This window comes from Streptomyces argenteolus (assembly GCF_042902585.1).
Classification (GTDB): domain Bacteria; phylum Actinomycetota; class Actinomycetes; order Streptomycetales; family Streptomycetaceae; genus Streptomyces; species Streptomyces argenteolus.
The window spans coordinates 247,884-267,521 of the sequence record NZ_JBIBEG010000005.1 but is presented as its reverse complement, the minus strand read 5'-3'; the positions used below and the strand labels follow the sequence as shown (position 1 = coordinate 267,521).

Here is a 19,638-nt window from a genome sequence, read left to right as displayed (position 1 = left end):
TAACTCAGGGCAGAGCTACTTCCACTGTGTGGAGACGCCGAAGCCTCCGGCGATGAAGCCGAAGCCCACGACGATGTTCCAGTTGCCCAGCGCGCTGATCGGCAGGTCGCCCTCGGTGACGTAGAAGACCACGATCCAGGCCAGACCGATCAGGAAGAGCGCCAGCATCACCGGCGCCACCCAACTGCGGTTGGTCAGCTTTATGCTCGTCGCCTGCTTGGCCGGCGGAGGCGTGAAGTCTGCCTTCTTGCGGATACGTGACTTCGGCACGAGGGACTCTCCTGTCGATGCGCTGCGTGACCGCGCAGGGATCTGTGGCTGGCGCCGGGGCGCAAGGGGGAATGCTGCCTCCCCGGGGCGTCCGTTAGCGTAGTGCTTCCGTGGCGCCTAAGGAGATAAGGGTACGTTGAGCAATTCTGCCGACTCTCCCCGAGGTCCGGCCCGGCGCATGGCCCGGTGGCCGGTACAAAGCCTCACCGCTGCCGTTTTCGCCCTCGCCGGCCTGATCTTCGTCACCAGTGCCAACACGGCCAAAGGGACCGACATCCGGACGGACTCCTCCCTGCTCAAGCTCTCCGACCTCATCCAGCAGCGCAGTGAGAAGAACGCGGAGCTGGACGAGTCGACCGCGTCCGTACGCGCGGACATCGACACCCTCGCCCGGCGGGACGACGGGAGCACCCGCGCCGAGGACGCCGAACTCGAGGCGCTCGAGAAGGCCGCGGGCACGACTCCGGTCACCGGCGAGGCCCTCTCCGTCACGCTGAACGACGCCCCGCCGGACGCGACCGCGAACCCCGGCTACCCCGAGCCGCAGCCCAACGACCTGGTGATCCACCAGCAGGACCTGCAGGCCGTCGTCAACGCCCTCTGGGAGGGCGGGGCGAAGGGCATCAAGGTGATGGACCAGCGGCTGATCTCCACCAGCGCGGTGCGCTGCGTGGGGAACACCCTGATCCTCCAGGGGCGCGTCTACTCGCCTCCGTACAGGATCACCGCCGTCGGCGACCGGGACGAGCTGCGGCAGGCGCTCGACGACTCCACGGCGATCCAGAACTACCAGCTGTACGTGAAGGCGTACGGGCTCGGGTGGAAGGTCGAGGAGGACGACAAGGTGACGCTCCCCGGCTACTCGGGCACCGTCGACCTCCATTACGCGGAGCCGGTGGAGTAGTCCGCAGGGCGTCCCGCCCCGGGGCTCCGGCGGGTACGCCGCCGTGTGACGGACGCGTACCGGCGGCTTTCCACAGCTGACCCCCGCCCGTGCCCCGGCCGTTTAGTCTGGTGCCGTACCGAATGGAGGCAACAGCATGTACGGCTGGATCTGGCGGCATCTGCCGGGCAACGCATGGGTGCGGGGCTTCATCGCGCTCGTGCTGGTCCTTGCCGTCGTCTACGCGCTCTTCCAGTACGTCTTCCCCTGGGCGGAGCCGCTGCTCCCGTTCGGTGACGTGACGGTGGACGGCGAGAGCACCAGCGGAGCGGGGTCCGGTCAGTGAGCGCACGCATTCTCGTCGTCGACAACTACGACAGCTTCGTCTTCAACCTCGTGCAGTACCTCTACCAGCTCGGTGCCGAGTGCGAAGTGGTGCGCAACGACGAGGTGACCACGGCGCACGCCGACGACGGCTTCGACGGGGTCCTGCTGTCCCCGGGGCCCGGCACGCCCGAACAGGCGGGCGTCTGCATCGAGATGGTGCACCACTGCGCGCGTAGTGGCGTCCCGGTCTTCGGCGTCTGCCTCGGCATGCAGTCGATGGCGGTCGCCTACGGGGGCGTGGTGGACCGCGCGCCGGAGCTCCTGCACGGCAAGACCTCACCCGTCCTGCACGAGAGCAAGGGCGTGTTCGCCGGTCTGCCGTCCCCGTTCACCGCGACCCGCTACCACTCGCTCGCCGCGGAACCGGCGACGGTCCCGCCCGAGCTCGAGGTGACCGCGCGTACCGCCGACGGCATCATCATGGGGCTGCGCCACCGTGAACACGCGGTGGAGGGAGTGCAGTTCCACCCTGAGTCGGTGCTCACGGAGCACGGGCACCTGATGCTCGCCAACTGGCTGGAGCAGTGCGGTGACGCCGGCGCCGTCGCGAGATCGGTGGGGCTCGCCCCGGTGGTGGGCAAGGCCGCGGCGTGACCTCACTCCGCCCCGGCGCCGGGCAGGAAGGCCCGTACGCGCAGGGTGCGTACGAGCCCGACGGCACGTTCGCGGCGGCGGTGGAGCAGCTCGCGGACCCGCTGAACGATCCGCTGCCGGGGCAGCACGCTTCGCCCTGGTTCCGGGCGGAGGACGCCCCTGTCGACGGCGAGGCCCAGCAGGCCCCCCGTCCGGCGGCTCAGGGCCCCTCGGAGCCCCCGGGTGAGTGGTACGACCCGGAGGGGTACCAACGCGACTGGTACGGCCAGCAGGGGCCGGGAGCGGTTCCCACGGCGCACACGGTCCAGGGCACGGCGACGATGCCCGGCCCGCCGGTGTCGCCCCGGCCCTCTGCGGCCGTGCACGAGCCGGCCCCGCGGCCCGAGGGCCCGGCCGTGCCACCGGTGTCCGCGCCCGTGCCCGACGCCACGGCGGTCCTGCCCGTCTCCGTTCCCGAAGCACCCGGTTCCGCCCGTGCGCGGGCCGTGCCCGGCCCCTCGCAGATCCGGCACGACGAGACGGTCGCACTGCGGTCGGCCGACGCCAGGGAGGCCACCCGGCAGACCACGTCCGACGCCCCGGCGCCCGTGGCCGAGCCCTCGCCGACGGGCGGCCGGGCGGAGCGCCGACGGGCGGCGAAGGGGCGTGGACGGCGGCGGCCGGAACCGCGGCGGCCCGCGGAGGCGTCGGCGGATTCCGCGGTCCCGATGTCACGGCTGGAGGCCCGTCGCGCCGCCCGCGCGGCCAAGGACAGCCCCGCGGTCGTGGCCAGCCGGGTCGTCGGCGAAGTGTTCATCACCTTCGGGGTGCTGATGCTCCTCTTCGTCACCTACCAGCTGTGGTGGACCAACATCCGCGCCGATCAGATAGCCGGCCGCGAGACGCACAAGATCCAGGACGACTGGGCGAACGGCGAACGCTCCCCCGGCGCCTTCGAGCCCGGGCAGGGGTTCGCCATCATGCACATCCCGAAGCTGGACGTGGTCGCACCGATCGCCGAGGGGATCAGCAAGGAGAAGGTCCTCGACCGGGGCATGATCGGCCACTACGGCGAAGGCGAACTGAAGACGGCGATGCCCTCGGCGAAGCAGGGCAACTTCGCTGTGGCGGGCCACCGCAACACCCACGGCGAGCCCTTCCGTTACATCAACAAGCTGAAGCCGGGCGATCCGATCGTCGTCGAGACGCAGGACGCCTACTACACGTACGAGATGACCAGCATCCTGCCGCAGACGTCGCCCTCCAACGTGGCCGTGATCGACGAAGTGCCCCCGGGCTCGGGCTTCACAGGGCCGGGCAGATACATCACGCTGACCACCTGCACCCCGGAATTCACGAGTACGTACCGAATGATCGTGTGGGGCAAAATGGTCGACGAACGCCCGCGGAGCAAGGGGAAGCCCGACGCGCTCGTCGGCTGAACATCATCACGACAGGGACGGGTGCCGTGGCAGCGAGGACCGAGCAGGCAGAGGCCACCGGCGAGCCGACGGCCCCGGTGCGGTACAGGAAGCGGCATCCCGTCGCGACCGCGGTGAGTCTCTTCGGAGAGCTGCTGATCACGGCCGGTCTGGTGCTGGGGCTCTTCGTCGTCTACTCGCTGTGGTGGACCAACGTCCTCGCCGACCGTGCGGCCGACAAGGAGGGCAGTACCGTCCGCGACCGCTGGGCCGGTGGGCCCGGTGCCCTGGACACCCGGGACGGCATCGGCTTCCTCCACGTCCCGGCCATGAAGAACGGCGAGGTGCTGGTCAAGAAGGGCACCGACACCACGACCCTGAACAACGGCATCGCCGGCTACTACACGGACCCCGTGAAGTCGGCCCTGCCCTCGGACGAGCAGGGCAATTTCTCACTCGCCGCCCACCGGGACGGCCACGGCGCCAAGTTCCACAACATCGACAAGCTGAAGAAGGGCGACGCGGTCGTCTTCGAGACCAAGGACACCTGGTACGTCTACAAGGTCTACGCGAAGCTGCCGGAGACCTCGAAGTTCAACGTCGACGCGATCGCCGCCGTCCCGAAGGAGTCGGGCGTGAAGAAGCCCGGCCGCTACATCACGCTGACCACGTGCACGCCCGTCTACACGTCGAAGTACCGCTACATCGTGTGGGGCGAGCTGGTCCGCACCGAGAAGGTGGACCGGGACCGCACGAAGCCGGCGGAGCTGCGGTAGGAGGCCCGGGGCACCACGGGTTCCCGCCCCCGGACACGGACGGGTGCGGGCCCTGGTCGGGAGCCGCGGAGACACGCGCGGCCCGGTCAGGAGCCACGGACGAGCGGGCACGGGTCCCGGGTTCAGGGCCATGGAGGCACCGTGAGGCCTGCTCGATGGTCGCGTACGGACACGAGGCCCGGTCAGGGGCCGCAGGACACGCACGGCCCCGGTCAGGAGCCACGGGGACGCACAGGGCCCCGGTCACCGTTCGGGGTGACCGGGGCCCTGTGCGTGTCCGTCGGGAGTGCGCCGTGCGGGTCAGTCGCCTGACGCGCCGCCGAAGAGGTTCGCGTCCCCGCCGCCGACCGTGGTGAGCGTGACCGTACTTCCCTTCGGCACCTGGGAGTTGCCTCCCGGCTCGGCCTTCATCACGAGGGCGTTCGGCTTGTCGGGCGAGTTGGGGGCGAGCGCCACCACGAGGCCCATGCCTTCGAGGGCCGCCTTCGCCTCCTGGTACCGCTTGCCGATGAGGTCACCCGGGATGGTGACCTGCTCCGGCTGGGCGGGGCCCTTGGAGACCTTGAGGACGATCTGGACGTCCTTGGCCTGCTTGCTGTTCGCTTCCGGAGTCTGCTCGATCACGGTGTCCACGGGCTGGTCCGATTCGACGTCGGTCCTGGAGACGTTGGCGAAGCCGACACCCTTGAGCTGGGCCTCCGCGTCGGCGTAGGACCTGCCGACCACGCCCGGGACGTTCTGTGTGGCTTCCTTGGCCACCGTGATCGTGATCTCGGTTTCCTTCTCCACCTTCGAGCCGCCCTCGGGATCCTGGGCGATGACCGTGTCGGGGGTCTTGTCCGACTCCGCCGTCTTGACGTTCACCGTGAAGCCCTTGGCCTCCAGGGCCTTGCGGGCCCTGTCCTCGGACTGCTCCACCACGTCCGGGACCTCGACCTTGGGAGCGCCGGTGGAGACGACGACCGTCACCGTCTCGCCCGCCTCCATCTGGGCGTCCGCGGAGGGGGTCTGGCTGCAGATCGCGTCCTTCTCCTGGGTCTCGCACGGCTCGCTGGCGCCGACCTTCAGGACGATGTCGGCGTTGTCCGCGAGTCTCTGTGCCTCTTCGACCGTGGAGCCGACCATGTTCGGCACGTCGAACTTGCCGCCGTCACCGTTCGTGTCGCTGAACACCGCGCGACCGATCAGGATCGCGCCGATCAGCACCAGGACGCCGGCGACGACCAGGAGGATCGTCGAGGTGTTGCTCTTCTTCTGGCGCCGCCGGTCGGGGCGGTCGTCGTAGCCGTAGCCGCCGTCGTCGGGGTTGACCGGGGGCAGCATGGACGTCTGGGCGCCACCCGGATCGGTCGCCCGCAGAGCGGTGGTCGGCTGGTCGTTGTTGTACCCGTCGTAGCCGCCGTAGCCGACCGCCCCCATCGCCGCCGTGGCAGCGACCGGCTGGCCGTCGAGGCATGCCTCGATGTCGGCGCGCATCTCGTCGGCCGACTGGTAGCGGTAGTCGGGGTCCTTGGTGAGCGCCTTCAACACGATCGCGTCCATCTCGGGCGTGATCTCGGGGTCGAAGTTGCTCGGAGGCTGCGGCTCCTCGCGCACGTGCTGGTAGGCGACCGCGACGGGGGAGTCACCCACGAACGGCGGCCGGACGGCCAGCAGTTCGTAGAGCAGGCAACCGGTCGAGTACAGGTCGGAGCGCGCGTCCACCTGCTCGCCCTTGGCCTGCTCCGGGGAGAGGTACTGAGCGGTGCCGATGACAGCGGCGGTCTGGGTCATCGTCATGCCGGAGTCGCCCATGGCCCGGGCGATGCCGAAGTCCATGACCTTGACCTGGCCGGTACGCGTCAGCATGACGTTCGCCGGCTTGATGTCACGGTGGACGATCTGGGCCCGGTGCGAGTACTCCAGAGCCTGGAGGATCCCGACCGTCATCTCCAGGGTCCGCTCGGGCAGGAGCTTGCGGCCGGAGTGCAGCAGCTCTCTGAGGGTCGATCCGTCGACGTACTCCATCACGATGTACGGGATGGAGACCCCGTCGACGTAGTCCTCGCCGGTGTCGTAGACGGCGACGATCGCGGGGTGGTTGAGCGAAGCGGCCGACTGGGCCTCACGGCGGAACCGTGCCTGGAAGGACGGGTCACGGGCAAGATCGGCCCGCAGCGTCTTCACAGCTACGGTGCGGCCGAGCCGGGTGTCGTGCGCGAGGTAGACCTCGGCCATGCCACCACGGCCGAGCACCGAGCCCAGCTCGTACCGGCCGCCGAGGCGACGCGGCTCTTCCATAACTGATCCAGCCCTCTCCGTCAGTCCCGACCGCACCCGTGTGTGGTCCGGCGGTGCGCTGTTCGCGCATACGCTACCGGGCACGCCCGGCGTGATCGGCCCGCACCCTGCAGCTGATATCCGACCGGTATCCCGATGTGCTGGTGTGGACAGAAGTTGTGACGGTTGTCACTTCTTTCCGTCGAGTACCGCCTTCATCACGTTCTTGGCGATCGGTGCCGCCAGACCGCCGCCGGAGATGTCGTCCCGGTTGGCGTTCCCGTCCTCGACCACCACGGCCACGGCGACCGGAGAGCCGCTGTCGGTCTTGGCGTACGAGATGAACCACGCGTAGGGCTTCTCGCTGTTGTTGAGGCCGTGCTGCGCGGTACCGGTCTTACCACCCACGGTGACGCCGTCGATCTGCGCGTTGGTTCCCGTGCCGTTCGCGACGACGGTCTCCATCATCTGCTGCACCTTCTGGGCGTTCTCCGCCGAGAGCGGCTGGCTGAGCTGCTCCTTCTCGTGCGTGTAGATGACGTCCAGGTTGGGTGCCTGGCGCTCGGCGACCATGTACGGCTGCATGAGCTTGCCGTCGTTGGCGATCGCGGACGCCACCATGGCCATCTGGAGCGGAGTGGCGCGGTTGGAGGCCTGACCGATGCCCGCCATGGCGTTCTGCGGCCGGTTGTCCTCCGGGTAGACGCTGGCGTCGGCCCTGACCGGAGTGAAGACTTCCTCGTTGAAGCCGAACTTGTCGGCCTGCTCGATCATCTTCTTGTTGCCGAGGTCGTCGCTCATCTTGCCGAAGACGGTGTTGCAGGACCAGCGCAGGGCTTCGCGGAGCGAGGCGTCCTTGCAGGGGATGCTGCCCTCGTTCTGCAGCAGATTGGTCGACAGCGGGAGCTTCCAGGGCAGCGGGGAGTTCGTCTTCGCGTCGATGTCGGTGTAGAGGCCGTTCTCCAGCGCCGCGGCGGCCGTGACGACCTTGAACGTCGAGCCGGGCGGGTAGGTCTCCCGCAGGGCCCGGTTCAGCATCGGCTTGTCCTTGTCCTCGAGGAGCTTCTGCCGTGCGTCGGAGTCCTTCATGGAGTTGCCCGCGAACACCGAGGGGTCGTACGAGGGGGTGCTGGCCAGCGCGAGGATCGCGCCGGTCTGCGGGTCGAGCGCGGCGACGGCGCCCTTCTTGTCGCCGAGCCCCTTGAAGGCGGCCTTCTGGGCCTCGCCGTCGAGGGTGGTGACGATGTTCCCGCCGGTCTTCTTCTCCCCGGTGAACATCGACAGGGTGCGGTCGAAGAACAGCTGGTCGCTGTTGCCGGTGAGGATGCCGTCCTCGATGCTCTCCAGCTGGGAGGAGTCGAAGGCCTGCGAGGAGTAGCCCGTGACGGGCGCCCACATGGGGCCGTTCTTCCAGACGCGCTTGTACGTGAAGTCGCTGTCCTTCGTCTCGACGGAGCCCGTGACGGGTTCGCCGTCAACGATGATGTTGCCGCGCTCGTGGGCGTAGCGCTCGATCTGGACGCGACGGTTGTGCTCGTTCGAGTTGAGCTCGTCGGCGCGGACGTACTGGATGTAGTTCGTGCGGATCAGCAGGGACAGGACCAGGATCCCGCAGAAGATCGCGATCCTGCGGAGCGGCTTGTTCACGGTCGGACCACCTGGGTCATCTCGGCGTCCGGGGACGGTGCGGGGGCCGGAGCGGGACGGCGGGCGGTGTCGCTGATTCTGATCAGGATGCCGATGAGGGCCCAGTTGGCGATGACGGACGACCCACCGGCCGCGAGGAACGGCATGGTCATACCGGTCAGCGGGATGAGCCCCATGACACCGCCGGCGACGACGAACACCTGGATGGCGAAGGAGCCGGAGAGGCCGATCGCCAGGAGCTTGCCGAAGGGGTCGCGGGCGGCGAGCGCCGTGCGGACGCCGCGCTCCACGATCAGGCCGTAGGCGAGGAGTACCGCCATCATGCCGGCGAGCCCGAGCTCCTCGCCGACGGTGGCGAGGATGAAGTCGGAGTTGGCGGCGAAGCCGATCAGGTCGGAGTTGCCCTGGCCGAGGCCGGTGCCGAGCGTGCCGCCGGAGCCGAACGCCATCAGGGACTTGGCCATCTGCTCGCTGGCCGCCAGCTCGCCCCACCCCGCGAAGGGGTCCAGCCAGGCGGTGACGCGCTGCTGGACGTGGGGCTCGAACGTGGCCACACCGACGGCGCCCGCCCCGGACATCAGCAGACCGAAGACGATCCAGCTGGTGCGCTCGGTGGCGACGTACAGCATGACGACGAACATGCCGAAGAACAGCAGAGAGGATCCGAGGTCGGTCTCGAAGACCAGGATGAGGATCGAGAAGGCCCAGACCATGAGGATCGGTCCCAGGTCACGGCCACGCGGCAGGTAGAGCCCCATGAAACGGCGGCTGGCCAGGGCCAGGGCGTCGCGCTTGACCATGAGGTACCCGGCGAAGAAGACCGCGATGATGATCTTCGCGAACTCTCCCGGCTGGATCGTGCCGACGCCGGGGATCTTGATCCAGATCTTGGCGCCGTTCACGGCGGGGAAGAACATGGGGAGGATCAGCAGGAACAGCGCGACCAGCATCGAGATGTAGGTGTAGCGCTGCAGGATGCGGTGGTCCTTGAGGACCAGCAGGACCACGACCAGCAGGGCCACGCCCACTGCCGAGAACAGCAGCTGCTTGGAGGCCGCTGCCACGAAGTCCTCGGTCTGCTGGAAGCGTTCCGACTGGTCCAGACGCCAGATGATCGCCAGGCCGAGCCCGTTCAGCAGGGTGGCCAGCGGCAGCAGCAGCGGATCGGCGTACGGCGCGAATCTGCGGACGGCGAGGTGCGCGACGCCGCCGAGCAGGGCGAGGCCGAGCCCGTAGCCGAGCATGCCGGAGGGCAGCTCCCCGTTGATGGCGAGGCCCACGTTGGCGTACGCGAACACCGAGATGAGGACGGCGAAGGCGACCAGCGCCAGTTCCGTGTTGCGGCGGCTCGGCGCGTCGATCGCGCCGATGGTGGTCGTGTTGGTCACAACGCTCATGTGCTGAAGGCCCCCTACGGCTTACTGCTTACCGCACTGCAGGGCCAGCTTCTTCTCTTCCTCCGAGAGGCTGGGGCCGGGAGTGGGAGTCGCGTTCGTCTTGGTCCCCTCGGCAGGGGGCTTGGCGGAATTGCTGTCGGCCGTCTCGTTCTTGTCCTTGGCGGCGTCCGCCTCGGCGGCACGGCGCTGCGCGTCCTTCTTGCAGGCGGAGGCCTGCGCCTCGAGCTCGCCGATCTTCTTGCGGGCGTCGGTGATGTTGCCCTCGGCGATGGTCGCCTCGACCTTCTTGCGCTGGTAAGGCGGGAGGTACTTGAGTTCGATCTCGGTGTTCTCCTCGACCTTCGAGAGAGACACCCAGGCGAGGTCCTGGCTGATGCCGCGGAACAGCGCGACGTTGTCGTCCTTGGCGCCCACGTAGAACTGCGTCTGGGTCCAGCGGTAGCCGCCGTACACGCCGCCGCCGATGACGGCGAGGGCCAGCACGAGGTAGAACGACCGCTTCAGCCACCTGCGCCCGTTGCGGGGCTTCACGAAGTCGTCGTCGCTGTACGACGTGAAGGCACCGTCCGGACTGGAGCCGTAGCCCATGTCGTCACCGCTGCCGGGAGGGCCGAAGCCTCCGGACGGCGGCGGAACGGGACGGCCGAGGCCGGCCGCGCGTCCTGCCGGGGTCTCCATGGCGCGCCCGTCGTTCGCCTGGGCGGCCTGGTTCTCGGCGACGGCTCCGACGACGACCGGGGTGTCGTTGAGCTGCCCGGCCAGGGTGTCGTTGCTGTCGACGTCCAGGACGTCGGCGACGATGCAGGTGATGTTGTCGGGACCGCCGCCGCGCAGGGCGAGCTGGATGAGGTCCTGGATGGTCTCCTGCGGGCCCTGGTAGCTGGCCAGGGTCTCCTCCATCGTCTGGTGGGAGACCACGCCCGAGAGGCCGTCGGAGCAGATCAGGTAGCGGTCGCCGGCCCGGACCTCACGGATGGAGAGATCGGGCTCCACGTGGTCGCCGCTGCCCAGGGCCCGCATCAGCAGGGAGCGCTGCGGGTGGGTGGTGGCCTCTTCCTCGGTGATCCTGCCCTCGTCCACGAGGCGCTGGACCCAGGTGTGGTCCTGGGTGATCTGCGTGAGGACGCCGTCGCGCAGCAGGTAGGCGCGGGAGTCCCCGACATGGACGAGGCCCAGGCGCTGACCGGTCCAGAGCAGGGCGGTGAGCGTCGTGCCCATGCCCTCCAGCTGGGGGTCCTCCTCGACCATGACGCGCAGCTGGTCGTTGGCCCGCTGGACCGCCGTGCCGAGCGAGGTGAGGATGTCCGAGCCGGGTACGTCGTCGTCGAGCTGAACGAGGGTGGAGATCACCTCGGAGCTGGCGACCTCTCCGGCCGCCTGGCCGCCCATGCCGTCGGCGATGGCGAGAAGGCGGGGGCCGGCGTAACCGGAGTCCTCGTTGCCTTCCCGGATCATGCCCTTGTGCGATCCGGCGGCGAAGCGCAGGGACAAGCTCATGCGCACCTCGCCCGTCGGCTCGGGGTACAGCCGGTCTCGAGCCACACTGCCCACCCTCCGGTCGGGAGCCGGGCGGGATCCTTCGTCAGGACCGCCGAGGCTCGCTCGCTCCGCTCGCTCATTGTCGTACTACTTCCGCAGCTCGATGACGGTCTTGCCGATGCGGATCGGCGCGCCCAGCGGAACAGGGGTCGGGGTGGTGAGCCGGGTCCGGTCGAGATAGGTGCCGTTGGTGGACCCGAGATCCTCGACGATCCACTGGCCGTCACGGTCCGGGTAGATCCTGGCATGCCTGCTGGACGCGTAGTCGTCATCCAGCACGATCGTTGAGTCGTGCGCACGGCCCAGGGTGATGGTCTGGCCCTGGAGCGTGACGGTGGTGCCCGTCAGCGTGCCTTCGGAGACGACCAGCTTGGTGGGTGCCCCGCGGCGCTGGCGCCCGGACTGCTGGCGCTGCTGCGGCGGCGCCGCTTGCTGCTGGCGCGCCTGTTGCGGGCGGGCGTCACCGGCAGTGCGGCGAGAGCCGCGCTGCGTGACACGCGTACCGAACAGGTCGCTTCTGATGACCTGGACGGCCACGATTACGAATAGCCACAGAACAGCCAGGAAACCTAGCCGCATGACCGTCAGGGTCAGCTCTGACATTGCCCCCGCTTCACCCTTCGGCTTGCCGGTAAACGATGGTGGTGCTGCCCACGACGATCCGCGAGCCGTCGCGGAGCGTAGCGCGGGTGGTGTGCTGCCCGTCCACCACGATGCCGTTGGTGGACCCGAGATCCTGGATCGTCGAGGGCGTTCCGGTCCGGATCTCACAGTGCCGGCGCGATACGCCGGGGTCGTCGATCCGCACGTCGGCGTCGGTGCTTCGTCCCATCACCAACGTCGGGCGGGAGATCTGATGGCGGGTGCCGTTGATCTCGATCCAGCGCCGTACCTGCGCGTCCGGCATCGGCCCGGAGGCGGCCGGCGGGCGCCAGTCGCTGGAGGGCCCTCCGGGGCGCCCGGAGCCCGGCGGCGGGGCCGCGGGCATGGGAGGAGCGGAGGACGGCGGGTAGCCGTACCCACCCTGCCCCTGGGGGGCGGGCCGGTTCGGCTGGGCGTGAGGAGCGGGGCCGCTCGGGCGTCCCTGCTGCTGTGACGAACTCGACGCCAAGGTCCTGCTGCGCACGCGGTAGAGACCTGTGTCCAGGTCGTCCGCCTTCTCCAGGTGGACCTTGATCGGGCCCATGAAGGTGTAGCGCTGCTGCTTGGCGTAGTCGCGTACGAGGCCGGCCAGCTCGTCACCGAGCTGTCCGGAGTACGGGCTGAGGCGCTCGAAGTCGGGGGTGCTGAGCTCGACGATGAAGTCGTTGGGCACCACGGTCCGCTCGCGGTTCCAGATCGTCGCGTTGTTGTCGCACTCGCGCTGGAGGGCTCCCGCGATCTCGACCGGCTGCACCTCGGACTTGAAGACCTTGGCGAAGGTGCCATTGACCAGACCTTCGAGACGCTGCTCGAAACGCTTCATGACTCCCATGGGGCACCTCCTCCGGTGTCGTCATCGCTGTACTGCTTACTGATCGTATCCACGCCTCGGGAAATCGGCTGGTTCCCCTTGTCTGCACAGTGGATGAGTGTCACCTCTCACACGGATCGTAGAGGTGGCCTCCTGACAGTGTCCCGCACTCCGGGTGCACTCAGGAGGAGTGGGGCCGGGCTTCCCGCGTTCCCGGTTCCCCTCGTGGGTCCGGCGAAACAACGGATGTGAATCCACCCTGTCCAGCGTGCTAATCTTCCGTTTGTCGCCAGGCGCTCGCACCACTCGGTGGGAGAGCTCGGAAGTACCACTCTTGCGCGAGTGGCGGAACGGCAGACGCGCTGGCTTCAGGTGCCAGTGTCCTTAGGGACGTGGGGGTTCAAATCCCCCCTCGCGCACAACGGGCAGTTGACTGCAACTGCCGGGTTGGTTCGACAGAACCCCCGCACCGGATGTTCTCCGGTGCGGGGGTTCTTCGTTGTACGGACCCGCTTGGTGCGATGTCCCGGCCGGCCGGTGAGGCTGTGCGGGCCTGCTTCTGCGTTGTCCCGCACGGCCCTGGCCGGTGAGGTGCGAACGGCCTGGGCGATGCGTCGGATCGGCGGGCGACCTTCGGGTTCGGCTGGGAATCTGTCGAGTCGCTGTGAATGACGGACGCCGCTGTCATGGCGTGCCGACCACATCCGGGGACGCGCGCAAGGGTCCGGCACCAGGAAGCGGCGGTGAGAAGGGCGCATCCTGCGGAGGGGTCGACTCTGGTGGGCGGCTGTTGGTGTTTCACGTGAAACGTCGGATGCGTACCAAAGAGGGGCTTCGGTACCAGCTACGGGATCTGCAGGTAGCTGCCGGTTCTTCGGCCTGACCGGATGACGGGGCGGGGCGCCCCTGTGCCCCGCGATGACCGTGGTGCGGCGCGATGGGCTCAGGCGGCGAAGCGCGCGGCCAGGGCCTTGGCCTTCTCCGCCGCGTCGGTCAGGGCCTTGGCGCGTGACGCGTCGGCGAGCGGCACGAGCTCTGCCATCTCCGGCTTGGAGTGAGCCAGCGTCAGCTCCGGCACGATGAAATCGACTTCGACGCCCAGCATGCCGGTCAGGACCTTCTCCAGGTAGTTCTGGACGAACTCGAAGTCCTCCCGCGGGGTGCCCGGGGCGTACGAACCGCCGCGGCTTGCCACGACGGTGACCGGCGTGCCTGCGACGGGGCCGTCGGGACCGGCGTTGTGGCCGACGATGATCACCTGATCCAGCCACGCCTTCAAGGTGGACGGGATCGAGAAGTTGTACATCGGCGCGCCGATCAGTACGGCGTCCGCGTCCGCCAGCTCGGCGGCCAGTTCCCCGCGCAGCGCGTCGTCGGCGCCGCCGGTCACCGCGGAGGCGTTCAGGTGCGGCAACGGGTCGGCGGCGAGGTCGCGGTACACGACACGGCCCCCCGGGTGCTGCTCGCGCCAGGACTTCACGAACGCGGCGGTGACCTCGCGGGAAGCGGAGCCCTCGGAAAATACGGCGGAGTCGAGGTGGAGGAGCGTAGCCATGGAGTTCTCCAGGGGGATCGGACGGACGGCTCGTAGCCGCGCGATGAGCGGGTCTTTCGTACGTAGCTATTAATAACATAGGCACTTACTAAAAATAAGCCCCTGAAGGTGACGCAGTACTCTGGTGCCATGGCGGATCACGGCGAGCAGGCCTGTCGGCGGGTGGATGTGGGCATCACCCGCGTCTTCGAGCTGTTCGGGAAGCGCTGGACCGGCCCGATCGTGTCGGTGCTCATGCGGCAGCCCGTGCACTTCGCGGATCTGCGCCGGGCGATCCCGGGCATCAGTGAGCGCATGCTCTCGGACCGCCTCGCCGAGCTGGGGGCGGCCGGTCTCGTGTTGCGCGAGGTGGATGAGGGGCCCCCGCTGCGCGTGGCCTACCGGCTCACCGAGGCCGGTACCGCCATGGGGCCCGCGCTGGAAGAGCTCGGCAGGTGGGCGAACGCGTACCTGCGGGACCCGGGCGGCTGCTGATCGTTCACGGCCCTGCGGGCCCGCCGGGTGATGTGAGAGAGGGTCTGATGGGTGGTCGGTGAGGGGGCCTAGCGGGGTCCGGTGTCCTCGCCTGTCGAGTTGTAGCGCAGCAGGTACTCCGCGAACTGGGCGAGATCGGCCGACGTCCACTCGCCGAGGCGCTCCCGATATGCGGCGCGGCGGCTCGCCTGGCTGGAGGCCAGCGCCTGGGTCCCGGCGGGCGTGGGGTGCAGGACCTGGATGCGGTGGTCGTCCGGATCCGGATGCCGCTCGACCAGGCCGAGCTTCTCCAGCGCGGTGACCTGCCGGCTGACCGTCGACTTGTCCAGCATGTAGTGCGCCGCCAGGTCGGTCGCGCGACAGCCCTGTCGGCGTTCGATGTGGGCGAGCAGGGTGTACGGGACGAGCGGCAGGTCCGGGTGGAGTCGTGCGGCCGTCGCGCGGGCGCGGCGTGCGAAGGCCGTCAGTTCGCGCTGGATGACGTCCAGCGACTCCTCGCGTTCCTCTGGGCTGTCTGCCACGCGTATCACCTTCCCCGGATTTTAGTTGTATGCTACAACGAGTGTGTGAGTTGTAAAAGCCAACCATCGGAGGAGTGGCCGACATGTCAGCAGGCCCGAGTCCCGCCCCGGTAGCGAGCGCCGGCGCACTGCGCCATGTGCTCAGTCATCTCGTCACGCCGCTGCTGATGTGTCTCGGCATGGGGCTCGCCTATCTGGGAGCCTTCCACGCCCCGGAGCCGCACGGCCTGCGGGTGGACGTCGTCGGCTCGGGAGCGAGCGCGCAGGTGCTCGCGCAGAGCTTGCAGGACAAGGGCAACGGGGCGCTGAGCGTACGGACCGTGCCCGATCGCGCCGCAGCGGTCGACCACCTGATGACGCAGCAGAGTTACGGCGCCTACGTGCCCGGCCCCGGTCCCGAGCTCATGGTGGCGGGCGCCTCCTCGGACACCACGGCCACCGTGGTCCAGAAGGTCTTCACCGAGGTCGCGGCGGGGCAGGGGGACCCCCTGGAGGTGACGGACGTGGCTCCCACGGCGGACGGCGATCCGACGGGACAGGGGATCTTCTTCCTGTTGGTCGCGGTCAGCATCGGTTCGTACGCGTCGGTCGCGGTGATCGGTGGCGCGGGGGCGGTGCTGGCGCTGCGGATCAGGGCAGGTCTGGCCGTCGTGACCTCGCTCCTGGTGAGTGCGATCGGGGTGGCGTTCGCGGGGCCGGTGTTCGGGCTGGTGGACCACGGACTGGGCGGCCTCTGGGCGATGGCATGGCTGTACTCGGCGGGGATCCTGCTCATCGGCGTCGGCCTGCACACCTTCCTCAAGCGGTGGACGACGCTCGGCGTGATGGTGCTCTTCGTGATGCTCAACTTCACGAGCTCCGGCGGCATCTTCAAGCCGGAGCTCCAGCCCGGGTTCTTCGGTTCCTTGCACGCCTTCTGGAACGGTGCCGGCTTCGTCGAAGGGGTCCGCAGCCACGTCTACTTCGGCGGTCATGCGCTGGGCGGCCATGTGCTGGTGCTCGCCCTCTGGTTCGTGGCCGGACTGGTCGTCGTCGGGCTGGCCGGTCTGGCCGAGGCGAAGCGGCGACGGGATGCCGCGGACAGGGACCGAGCGGTGGAGGCCGCACGGCAGACCACCGGAGCCGAGGAGGAGATGGAGGAAGCGGTCGGCGTGTGACCTGCCTGGTGGCGTCGCGTGGGGGCGTGGCAGAGGTGACCTGCCTGGCGGGGTGAGGTCGGCGCGTGATCTGCCCTGCGGGGGGTGGCGTGGGGTCGGCTTGTGACCTGCCCTGCGGGTGGGGGTGGCGTGGGGTCGGCTTGTGACCTGGCCTGCTGTGCCTGCCGCTCACGAGGTCGTTCACCTTCGCTTCCCTCGGTTGTCCACAGGGCGTCCCTCGTCGTTGTCCACAGGGGCAGACGGTTGTGGCAGGACAGTTGTACGGTCGACCGCAATTGATGTTGGTCGGACGGTACGGCCGGATGAAGGCGGGGGAGGCGGCGCTCCATGGGCGAAGTCATGACGACGGCGGTGCCGGTGCCGGTGCGGCGGGCGCCGGCGGCGGACGGGCGCATCCCGGTCGTTCCGGGTTTCGCACGGCGTGTTCCCGTGGGGGAGCGGCAGACAGGATCCGGTCCGGTCTCTCCCAAGGAGGCCGGTAAGGCATTGCGGCTCAAGGTGCCCAGGTCCGCCCACCGTTCACTGGTCCTGCCCACCGGTCGGCCGGACGCGGTGCAGGCCGTCGAGGAGTCGAACCAGGGCCGGGTGCCCGGTCTGACACCGATCCGGGTGGGGCGTATGGCGGCGACGCCGTTCGCGTTCCTGCGCGGGGCGGCCGGGCTGATGGCCCACGACCTGATGGGCACGCCGGTCACGGGCGTCGGCGCCCAGCTCTGCGGTGACGCGCACGCGGCGAACTTCGGTCTGTACGGCGACGCACGCGGCAGCCTGGTCATCGATCTCAACGACTTCGACGAGACCGTGTTCGGTCCCTGGGAGTGGGACCTCAAGCGGCTCGCCACCTCGCTGGTCCTCGCGGGCCGGCTGGCGGGAGCGGACGAGGACACCTGCCGGCGGGGCGCCTACGACACGGTCGGCGCGTACCGGCGCACGATGCGCCTTCTGGCCGGGTTGCCCGCACTCGACGCGTGGAACGCGATCGCCGACGAGGAACTCGTCTCGTACACGGACGCGCGTGACCTGCTGGGGACCCTGGAGCGGGTCTCGGCCAAGGCGCGCAACAACACGAGCGCCCGTTTCGCGGCCAGGTCCACGGAGGTCTGCGAGGACGGCGGCCGCCGCTTCGTGGACGCGGTGCCGGTGCTGCGCAGGGTGCCCGACGCGGAGGCCGCCGCGGTCGCGGCGGGGCTCGAGGGATACCTCGGGACGATCTCGGAGGACAGGGTCCCGCTGCTGGCCCGGTACGCGATCCACGATGTCGCCTTCCGGGTGGTCGGCACGGGGAGCGTGGGTACCCGGTCGTATGTGGTGCTGCTTCTCGATCACCGAGGGGAGCCGTTGGTCCTGCAGGTGAAGGAGGCCCGCCCTTCCGCGCTGGCGCCCTACCTTCCGCACGTCGGTTTCGACGTGCCCGAGGTCGTGCACGAGGGACGCCGGGTGGTGCTCGGGCAGAAGCGGATGCAGGTCGTCAGCGACATACTGCTCGGCTGGGCCGAGGTCGACGGCAGGCCCTATCAGGTGCGCCAGTTCAGGAATCGCAAGGGCAGTGTGGATCCGGCCGCCCTCTCGGCCGACCAGGTCGACGACTACGGGCGGATGACCGGTGCGCTCCTGGCCCGGGCCCACGCGCACAGCGCCGATCCCAGGCTGCTGGCCGGCTACTGCGGGAAGAACGCCGAGCTGGATTCCGCGGTGGCCGATTTCGCCGTGACGTACGCGGACCGGACGGAGGCGGACCACGCCGAACTGGTCCGGGCCGTCAGAAACGGGCGAATAGCCGCCGAGCTCGGCGTCTGAGCGATTTCGCGCCCACCGTGTGTCCTCACAGGTCGGGGCATGGCCATACGCTGGACGGGTGACCCACGAAGCCGCCGGGGTGCCGACCACCCGGAACGACGAAGACCGGCAGGACCAGGACCGCCAGGAACAGCCGCAGCGTGCGCAGGAGGCGTCTCAGGCTGATCTGGGAGCGGCTCCGGACGGCGCGACACAGGCGGGGCCTGTAGCGGGTGCCGGGGCAGGGGATGAGCCGGCCGGAGGCGCCGCCGGTGCCGTGGGCGGTACGGCTGCGGCAGCTGACGGGAGCGCGCCCCGGCCCGAGGAGCGGCTGGCGAGGGCTGTCCGGGTTGCCGAGCAGGCACTGATCGAGTTCGAGATCGCGGTCGAGACGTTCCGGGTCGAGGTGGAGAACTTCTCCCGGCTGCACCACCAGAAGCTCGGTCCCATGTACGCACGGCTGGACGAGCTCGATGCGCAGATCGCGGAGGCGCGGGCCGCGCGTACCGGCGATCCAGAGGATCTGCGCAAGGCGCAGGAGGCGCGTGCGATCGTCATGCCGATGCCTGGCGTCGAAGAGCTCTTCCACGACTGGATGGACTCGGACGGCCTCTCGCCCGAGGCATCGGCCATGCTCACCGAACAGCCCGTCCGGCCGCCGAAGAGGGTCAGGCCGAGCGAGGAGGCGCGCAAGCTCTACCGTGAGCTGGCGCGCCAGGCGCATCCTGACCTCGCTCCGGACGAGAAGGAGCGGGCACGGCGGGACGAGTTCATCGCTCGTGTCAACGCCGCTTACGGGCGCGGCGACGTGGACCTGCTGAAGGAACTGGCCGCCGAGTGGGAGGCCGGGCCGGTGGCGCCGGAGCTGATGCTGAGCGAGAGCGAGGAGCTCTACGCGCGGCTGGAGTGGCTCAGCCGCCGTAAGGAACTGCTGACGGTTCTGGCGCAGGAGCTGGAGGAGAGCGCGATCGGGTCGATGCTGAAGATGGCGCCGGACGACCCCGACCGGCTGCTGGACGACGTCGGCGAGCAGCTCCTGGCCACCGTGGCCGAGCGTGAGGCCGAGCTCGCGGGCCTGGTGCAGTAGCGTTTCCGACGGCCCTGGTGCGTATCGACGAGAGAAGGCATGACCCATGAATTTCGCTCCGCTGCCCTCGGTGGACGCCGCGGCGGTTCCGTCGGACGGTTTCGTGCTGGACGTCCGGGAGAACGACGAGTGGGCGGCGGGGCACGTCGAGGGCGCGCTGCACATTCCGATGAGTGACTTCGTGAGCCGCTTCGGTGAACTGACCGAGGCGGCCGACGACGGTCGGCGTGTGCACGTGATGTGCCGGGTCGGAGGCCGGTCCGCCCAGGTCACTCAGTACCTGGTGCAGCAGGGCATCGATGCCGTGAACGTCGACGGCGGCATGCTGGCATGGGACGGCGCGGGCCGTCCGATGGTCACGGACACCGGGAACTCGGCCTTCGTCCTCTGACGGGCGCGCGGGTGAGGCGAGGCCGCACGGGGGGACGAGGACTACCGGCGCCCGCTCAGGCTGCCCCGCAGG

The 19,638-nt window shown here is 69.2% G+C and carries 19 protein-coding genes and 1 tRNA gene; 11 read left to right on the top strand and 9 right to left on the bottom strand.

Going from position 1 to position 19,638, the window contains the following annotated elements; translation table 11 throughout:
• Window positions 1–15: 15 nt before the first annotated feature.
• Window positions 16–270, bottom strand: coding sequence for a cell division protein CrgA (gene crgA / locus ACFY8O_RS19955; RefSeq protein ID WP_073750650.1), 255 nt, complete (start codon window positions 268–270; stop codon window positions 16–18).
• Between the two features lie 178 nt (window positions 271–448).
• On the opposite strand from crgA, the gene ACFY8O_RS19950 reads away from it, so the two are divergent.
• From ACFY8O_RS19950 to ACFY8O_RS19930, 5 genes are all read left to right on the top strand, one after another.
• Window positions 449–1,174 (top strand): DUF881 domain-containing protein, encoded by a 726-nt coding sequence (locus ACFY8O_RS19950; protein WP_145808314.1) that lies wholly within the window; start codon window positions 449–451, stop codon window positions 1,172–1,174.
• Between the two features lie 136 nt (window positions 1,175–1,310).
• Window positions 1,311–1,499: a hypothetical protein gene (locus ACFY8O_RS19945; protein ID WP_145808173.1), complete on the top strand. Its 189-nt coding sequence runs from the start codon at window positions 1,311–1,313 to the stop codon at window positions 1,497–1,499.
• Window positions 1,496–2,134 carry an aminodeoxychorismate/anthranilate synthase component II gene (locus ACFY8O_RS19940; RefSeq protein WP_145808175.1) on the top strand — a complete coding sequence of 213 codons (639 nt, stop codon included), beginning with the start codon at window positions 1,496–1,498 and terminating at the stop codon, window positions 2,132–2,134. Before ACFY8O_RS19945 ends, ACFY8O_RS19940 begins: the two co-directional genes overlap by 4 nt.
• Window positions 2,131–3,555 (top strand): class E sortase, encoded by a 1,425-nt coding sequence (locus ACFY8O_RS19935; RefSeq protein WP_387904144.1) that lies wholly within the window; start codon window positions 2,131–2,133, stop codon window positions 3,553–3,555. Before ACFY8O_RS19940 ends, ACFY8O_RS19935 begins: the two co-directional genes overlap by 4 nt.
• Before the next feature lie 26 nt (window positions 3,556–3,581).
• Window positions 3,582–4,310, top strand: a complete 729-nt coding sequence (locus ACFY8O_RS19930) for a class E sortase (RefSeq protein WP_145808179.1) — start codon at window positions 3,582–3,584, stop codon at window positions 4,308–4,310.
• 300 nt (window positions 4,311–4,610) lie between these two features.
• Here ACFY8O_RS19930 and pknB read toward each other — a convergent pair whose 3' ends face one another.
• From pknB to ACFY8O_RS19900, 6 genes are all read right to left on the bottom strand, one after another.
• Complete coding sequence (pknB, locus tag ACFY8O_RS19925; RefSeq protein ID WP_387904142.1) at window positions 4,611–6,590, bottom strand: Stk1 family PASTA domain-containing Ser/Thr kinase; 1,980 nt, start codon at window positions 6,588–6,590, stop codon at window positions 4,611–4,613.
• 168 nt (window positions 6,591–6,758) lie between these two features.
• The gene (locus ACFY8O_RS19920; protein WP_145808183.1) at window positions 6,759–8,216 is read right to left on the bottom strand and encodes a peptidoglycan D,D-transpeptidase FtsI family protein; all 1,458 of its coding nucleotides are present in this window, start codon (window positions 8,214–8,216) and stop codon (window positions 6,759–6,761) included.
• The gene (locus ACFY8O_RS19915; RefSeq protein WP_387904138.1) at window positions 8,213–9,613 is read right to left on the bottom strand and encodes an FtsW/RodA/SpoVE family cell cycle protein; all 1,401 of its coding nucleotides are present in this window, start codon (window positions 9,611–9,613) and stop codon (window positions 8,213–8,215) included. The genes ACFY8O_RS19920 and ACFY8O_RS19915 overlap by 4 nt, the downstream gene beginning before the upstream one ends.
• Before the next feature lie 21 nt (window positions 9,614–9,634).
• Window positions 9,635–11,110, bottom strand: coding sequence for a Stp1/IreP family PP2C-type Ser/Thr phosphatase (locus ACFY8O_RS19910; protein ID WP_145808187.1), 1,476 nt, complete (start codon window positions 11,108–11,110; stop codon window positions 9,635–9,637).
• Window positions 11,111–11,239: 129 nt separating this feature from the next.
• Window positions 11,240–11,755 (bottom strand): FHA domain-containing protein FhaB/FipA, encoded by a 516-nt coding sequence (locus tag ACFY8O_RS19905; protein ID WP_145808189.1) that lies wholly within the window; start codon window positions 11,753–11,755, stop codon window positions 11,240–11,242.
• A gap of 10 nt (window positions 11,756–11,765) precedes the next feature.
• Window positions 11,766–12,626: an FhaA domain-containing protein gene (locus tag ACFY8O_RS19900; protein ID WP_145808191.1), complete on the bottom strand. Its 861-nt coding sequence runs from the start codon at window positions 12,624–12,626 to the stop codon at window positions 11,766–11,768.
• 315 nt (window positions 12,627–12,941) lie between these two features.
• Between ACFY8O_RS19900 and ACFY8O_RS19895 the strand changes: the two genes are divergently transcribed.
• Window positions 12,942–13,024, top strand: a tRNA-Leu gene (locus ACFY8O_RS19895).
• 524 nt (window positions 13,025–13,548) lie between these two features.
• On the opposite strand, the gene ACFY8O_RS19890 is transcribed toward ACFY8O_RS19895, so the two are convergent.
• Window positions 13,549–14,160, bottom strand: coding sequence for an FMN-dependent NADH-azoreductase (locus ACFY8O_RS19890; protein ID WP_387904133.1), 612 nt, complete (start codon window positions 14,158–14,160; stop codon window positions 13,549–13,551).
• A 129-nt stretch (window positions 14,161–14,289) separates the two neighbouring features.
• Here ACFY8O_RS19890 and ACFY8O_RS19885 point away from each other — a divergent pair, with 129 nt between their 5' ends.
• Window positions 14,290–14,634 carry a winged helix-turn-helix transcriptional regulator gene (locus ACFY8O_RS19885; RefSeq protein ID WP_387904130.1) on the top strand — a complete coding sequence of 115 codons (345 nt, stop codon included), beginning with the start codon at window positions 14,290–14,292 and terminating at the stop codon, window positions 14,632–14,634.
• Between the two features lie 68 nt (window positions 14,635–14,702).
• Here the strand turns inward: ACFY8O_RS19885 and ACFY8O_RS19880 are convergent, their stop codons facing one another.
• On the bottom strand, window positions 14,703–15,155 hold the full coding sequence (locus ACFY8O_RS19880) for a MarR family winged helix-turn-helix transcriptional regulator (RefSeq protein WP_387904129.1): 453 nt from the start codon (window positions 15,153–15,155) through the stop codon (window positions 14,703–14,705).
• Window positions 15,156–15,238: 83 nt separating this feature from the next.
• Between ACFY8O_RS19880 and ACFY8O_RS19875 the strand changes: the two genes are divergently transcribed.
• The 4 genes from ACFY8O_RS19875 to ACFY8O_RS19860 all read left to right on the top strand — a co-directional run bounded on the left by ACFY8O_RS19875 (window position 15,239) and on the right by ACFY8O_RS19860 (window position 19,566).
• Window positions 15,239–16,312 (top strand): hypothetical protein, encoded by a 1,074-nt coding sequence (locus ACFY8O_RS19875; RefSeq protein WP_387904126.1) that lies wholly within the window; start codon window positions 15,239–15,241, stop codon window positions 16,310–16,312.
• Window positions 16,313–16,639: 327 nt separating this feature from the next.
• Window positions 16,640–18,109 carry a DUF2252 domain-containing protein gene (locus ACFY8O_RS19870; protein WP_387904124.1) on the top strand — a complete coding sequence of 490 codons (1,470 nt, stop codon included), beginning with the start codon at window positions 16,640–16,642 and terminating at the stop codon, window positions 18,107–18,109.
• 58 nt (window positions 18,110–18,167) lie between these two features.
• Window positions 18,168–19,175, top strand: a complete 1,008-nt coding sequence (locus ACFY8O_RS19865; protein ID WP_387904121.1) for a J domain-containing protein — start codon at window positions 18,168–18,170, stop codon at window positions 19,173–19,175.
• Window positions 19,176–19,221: 46 nt separating this feature from the next.
• Window positions 19,222–19,566, top strand: a complete 345-nt coding sequence (locus ACFY8O_RS19860) for a rhodanese-like domain-containing protein (protein ID WP_387904119.1) — start codon at window positions 19,222–19,224, stop codon at window positions 19,564–19,566.
• Window positions 19,567–19,638: the final 72 nt, after the last annotated feature.

Bases quoted from the DNA above. Each gene is read 5' to 3' on its own strand.
- ACFY8O_RS19915 (WP_387904138.1), bottom strand. From the start codon at position 9,613: ATGAGCGTTGTGACCAACACGACCACCATCGGCGCGATCGACGCGCCG.
- pknB (WP_387904142.1), bottom strand. From the start codon at position 6,590: ATGGAAGAGCCGCGTCGCCTCGGCGGCCGGTACGAGCTGGGCTCGGTG.
- ACFY8O_RS19945 (WP_145808173.1), top strand. From the start codon at position 1,311: ATGTACGGCTGGATCTGGCGGCATCTGCCGGGCAACGCATGGGTGCGG.
- ACFY8O_RS19950 (WP_145808314.1), top strand. From the start codon at position 449: ATGGCCCGGTGGCCGGTACAAAGCCTCACCGCTGCCGTTTTCGCCCTC.
- ACFY8O_RS19870 (WP_387904124.1), top strand. From the start codon at position 16,640: ATGGGCGAAGTCATGACGACGGCGGTGCCGGTGCCGGTGCGGCGGGCG.
- ACFY8O_RS19860 (WP_387904119.1), top strand. From the start codon at position 19,222: ATGAATTTCGCTCCGCTGCCCTCGGTGGACGCCGCGGCGGTTCCGTCG.
- ACFY8O_RS19905 (WP_145808189.1), bottom strand. From the start codon at position 11,755: ATGTCAGAGCTGACCCTGACGGTCATGCGGCTAGGTTTCCTGGCTGTT.
- ACFY8O_RS19910 (WP_145808187.1), bottom strand. From the start codon at position 11,110: ATGAGCTTGTCCCTGCGCTTCGCCGCCGGATCGCACAAGGGCATGATC.
- ACFY8O_RS19885 (WP_387904130.1), top strand. From the start codon at position 14,290: ATGGCGGATCACGGCGAGCAGGCCTGTCGGCGGGTGGATGTGGGCATC.
- ACFY8O_RS19875 (WP_387904126.1), top strand. From the start codon at position 15,239: ATGTCAGCAGGCCCGAGTCCCGCCCCGGTAGCGAGCGCCGGCGCACTG.
- ACFY8O_RS19900 (WP_145808191.1), bottom strand. From the start codon at position 12,626: ATGGGAGTCATGAAGCGTTTCGAGCAGCGTCTCGAAGGTCTGGTCAAT.
- ACFY8O_RS19890 (WP_387904133.1), bottom strand. From the start codon at position 14,160: ATGGCTACGCTCCTCCACCTCGACTCCGCCGTATTTTCCGAGGGCTCC.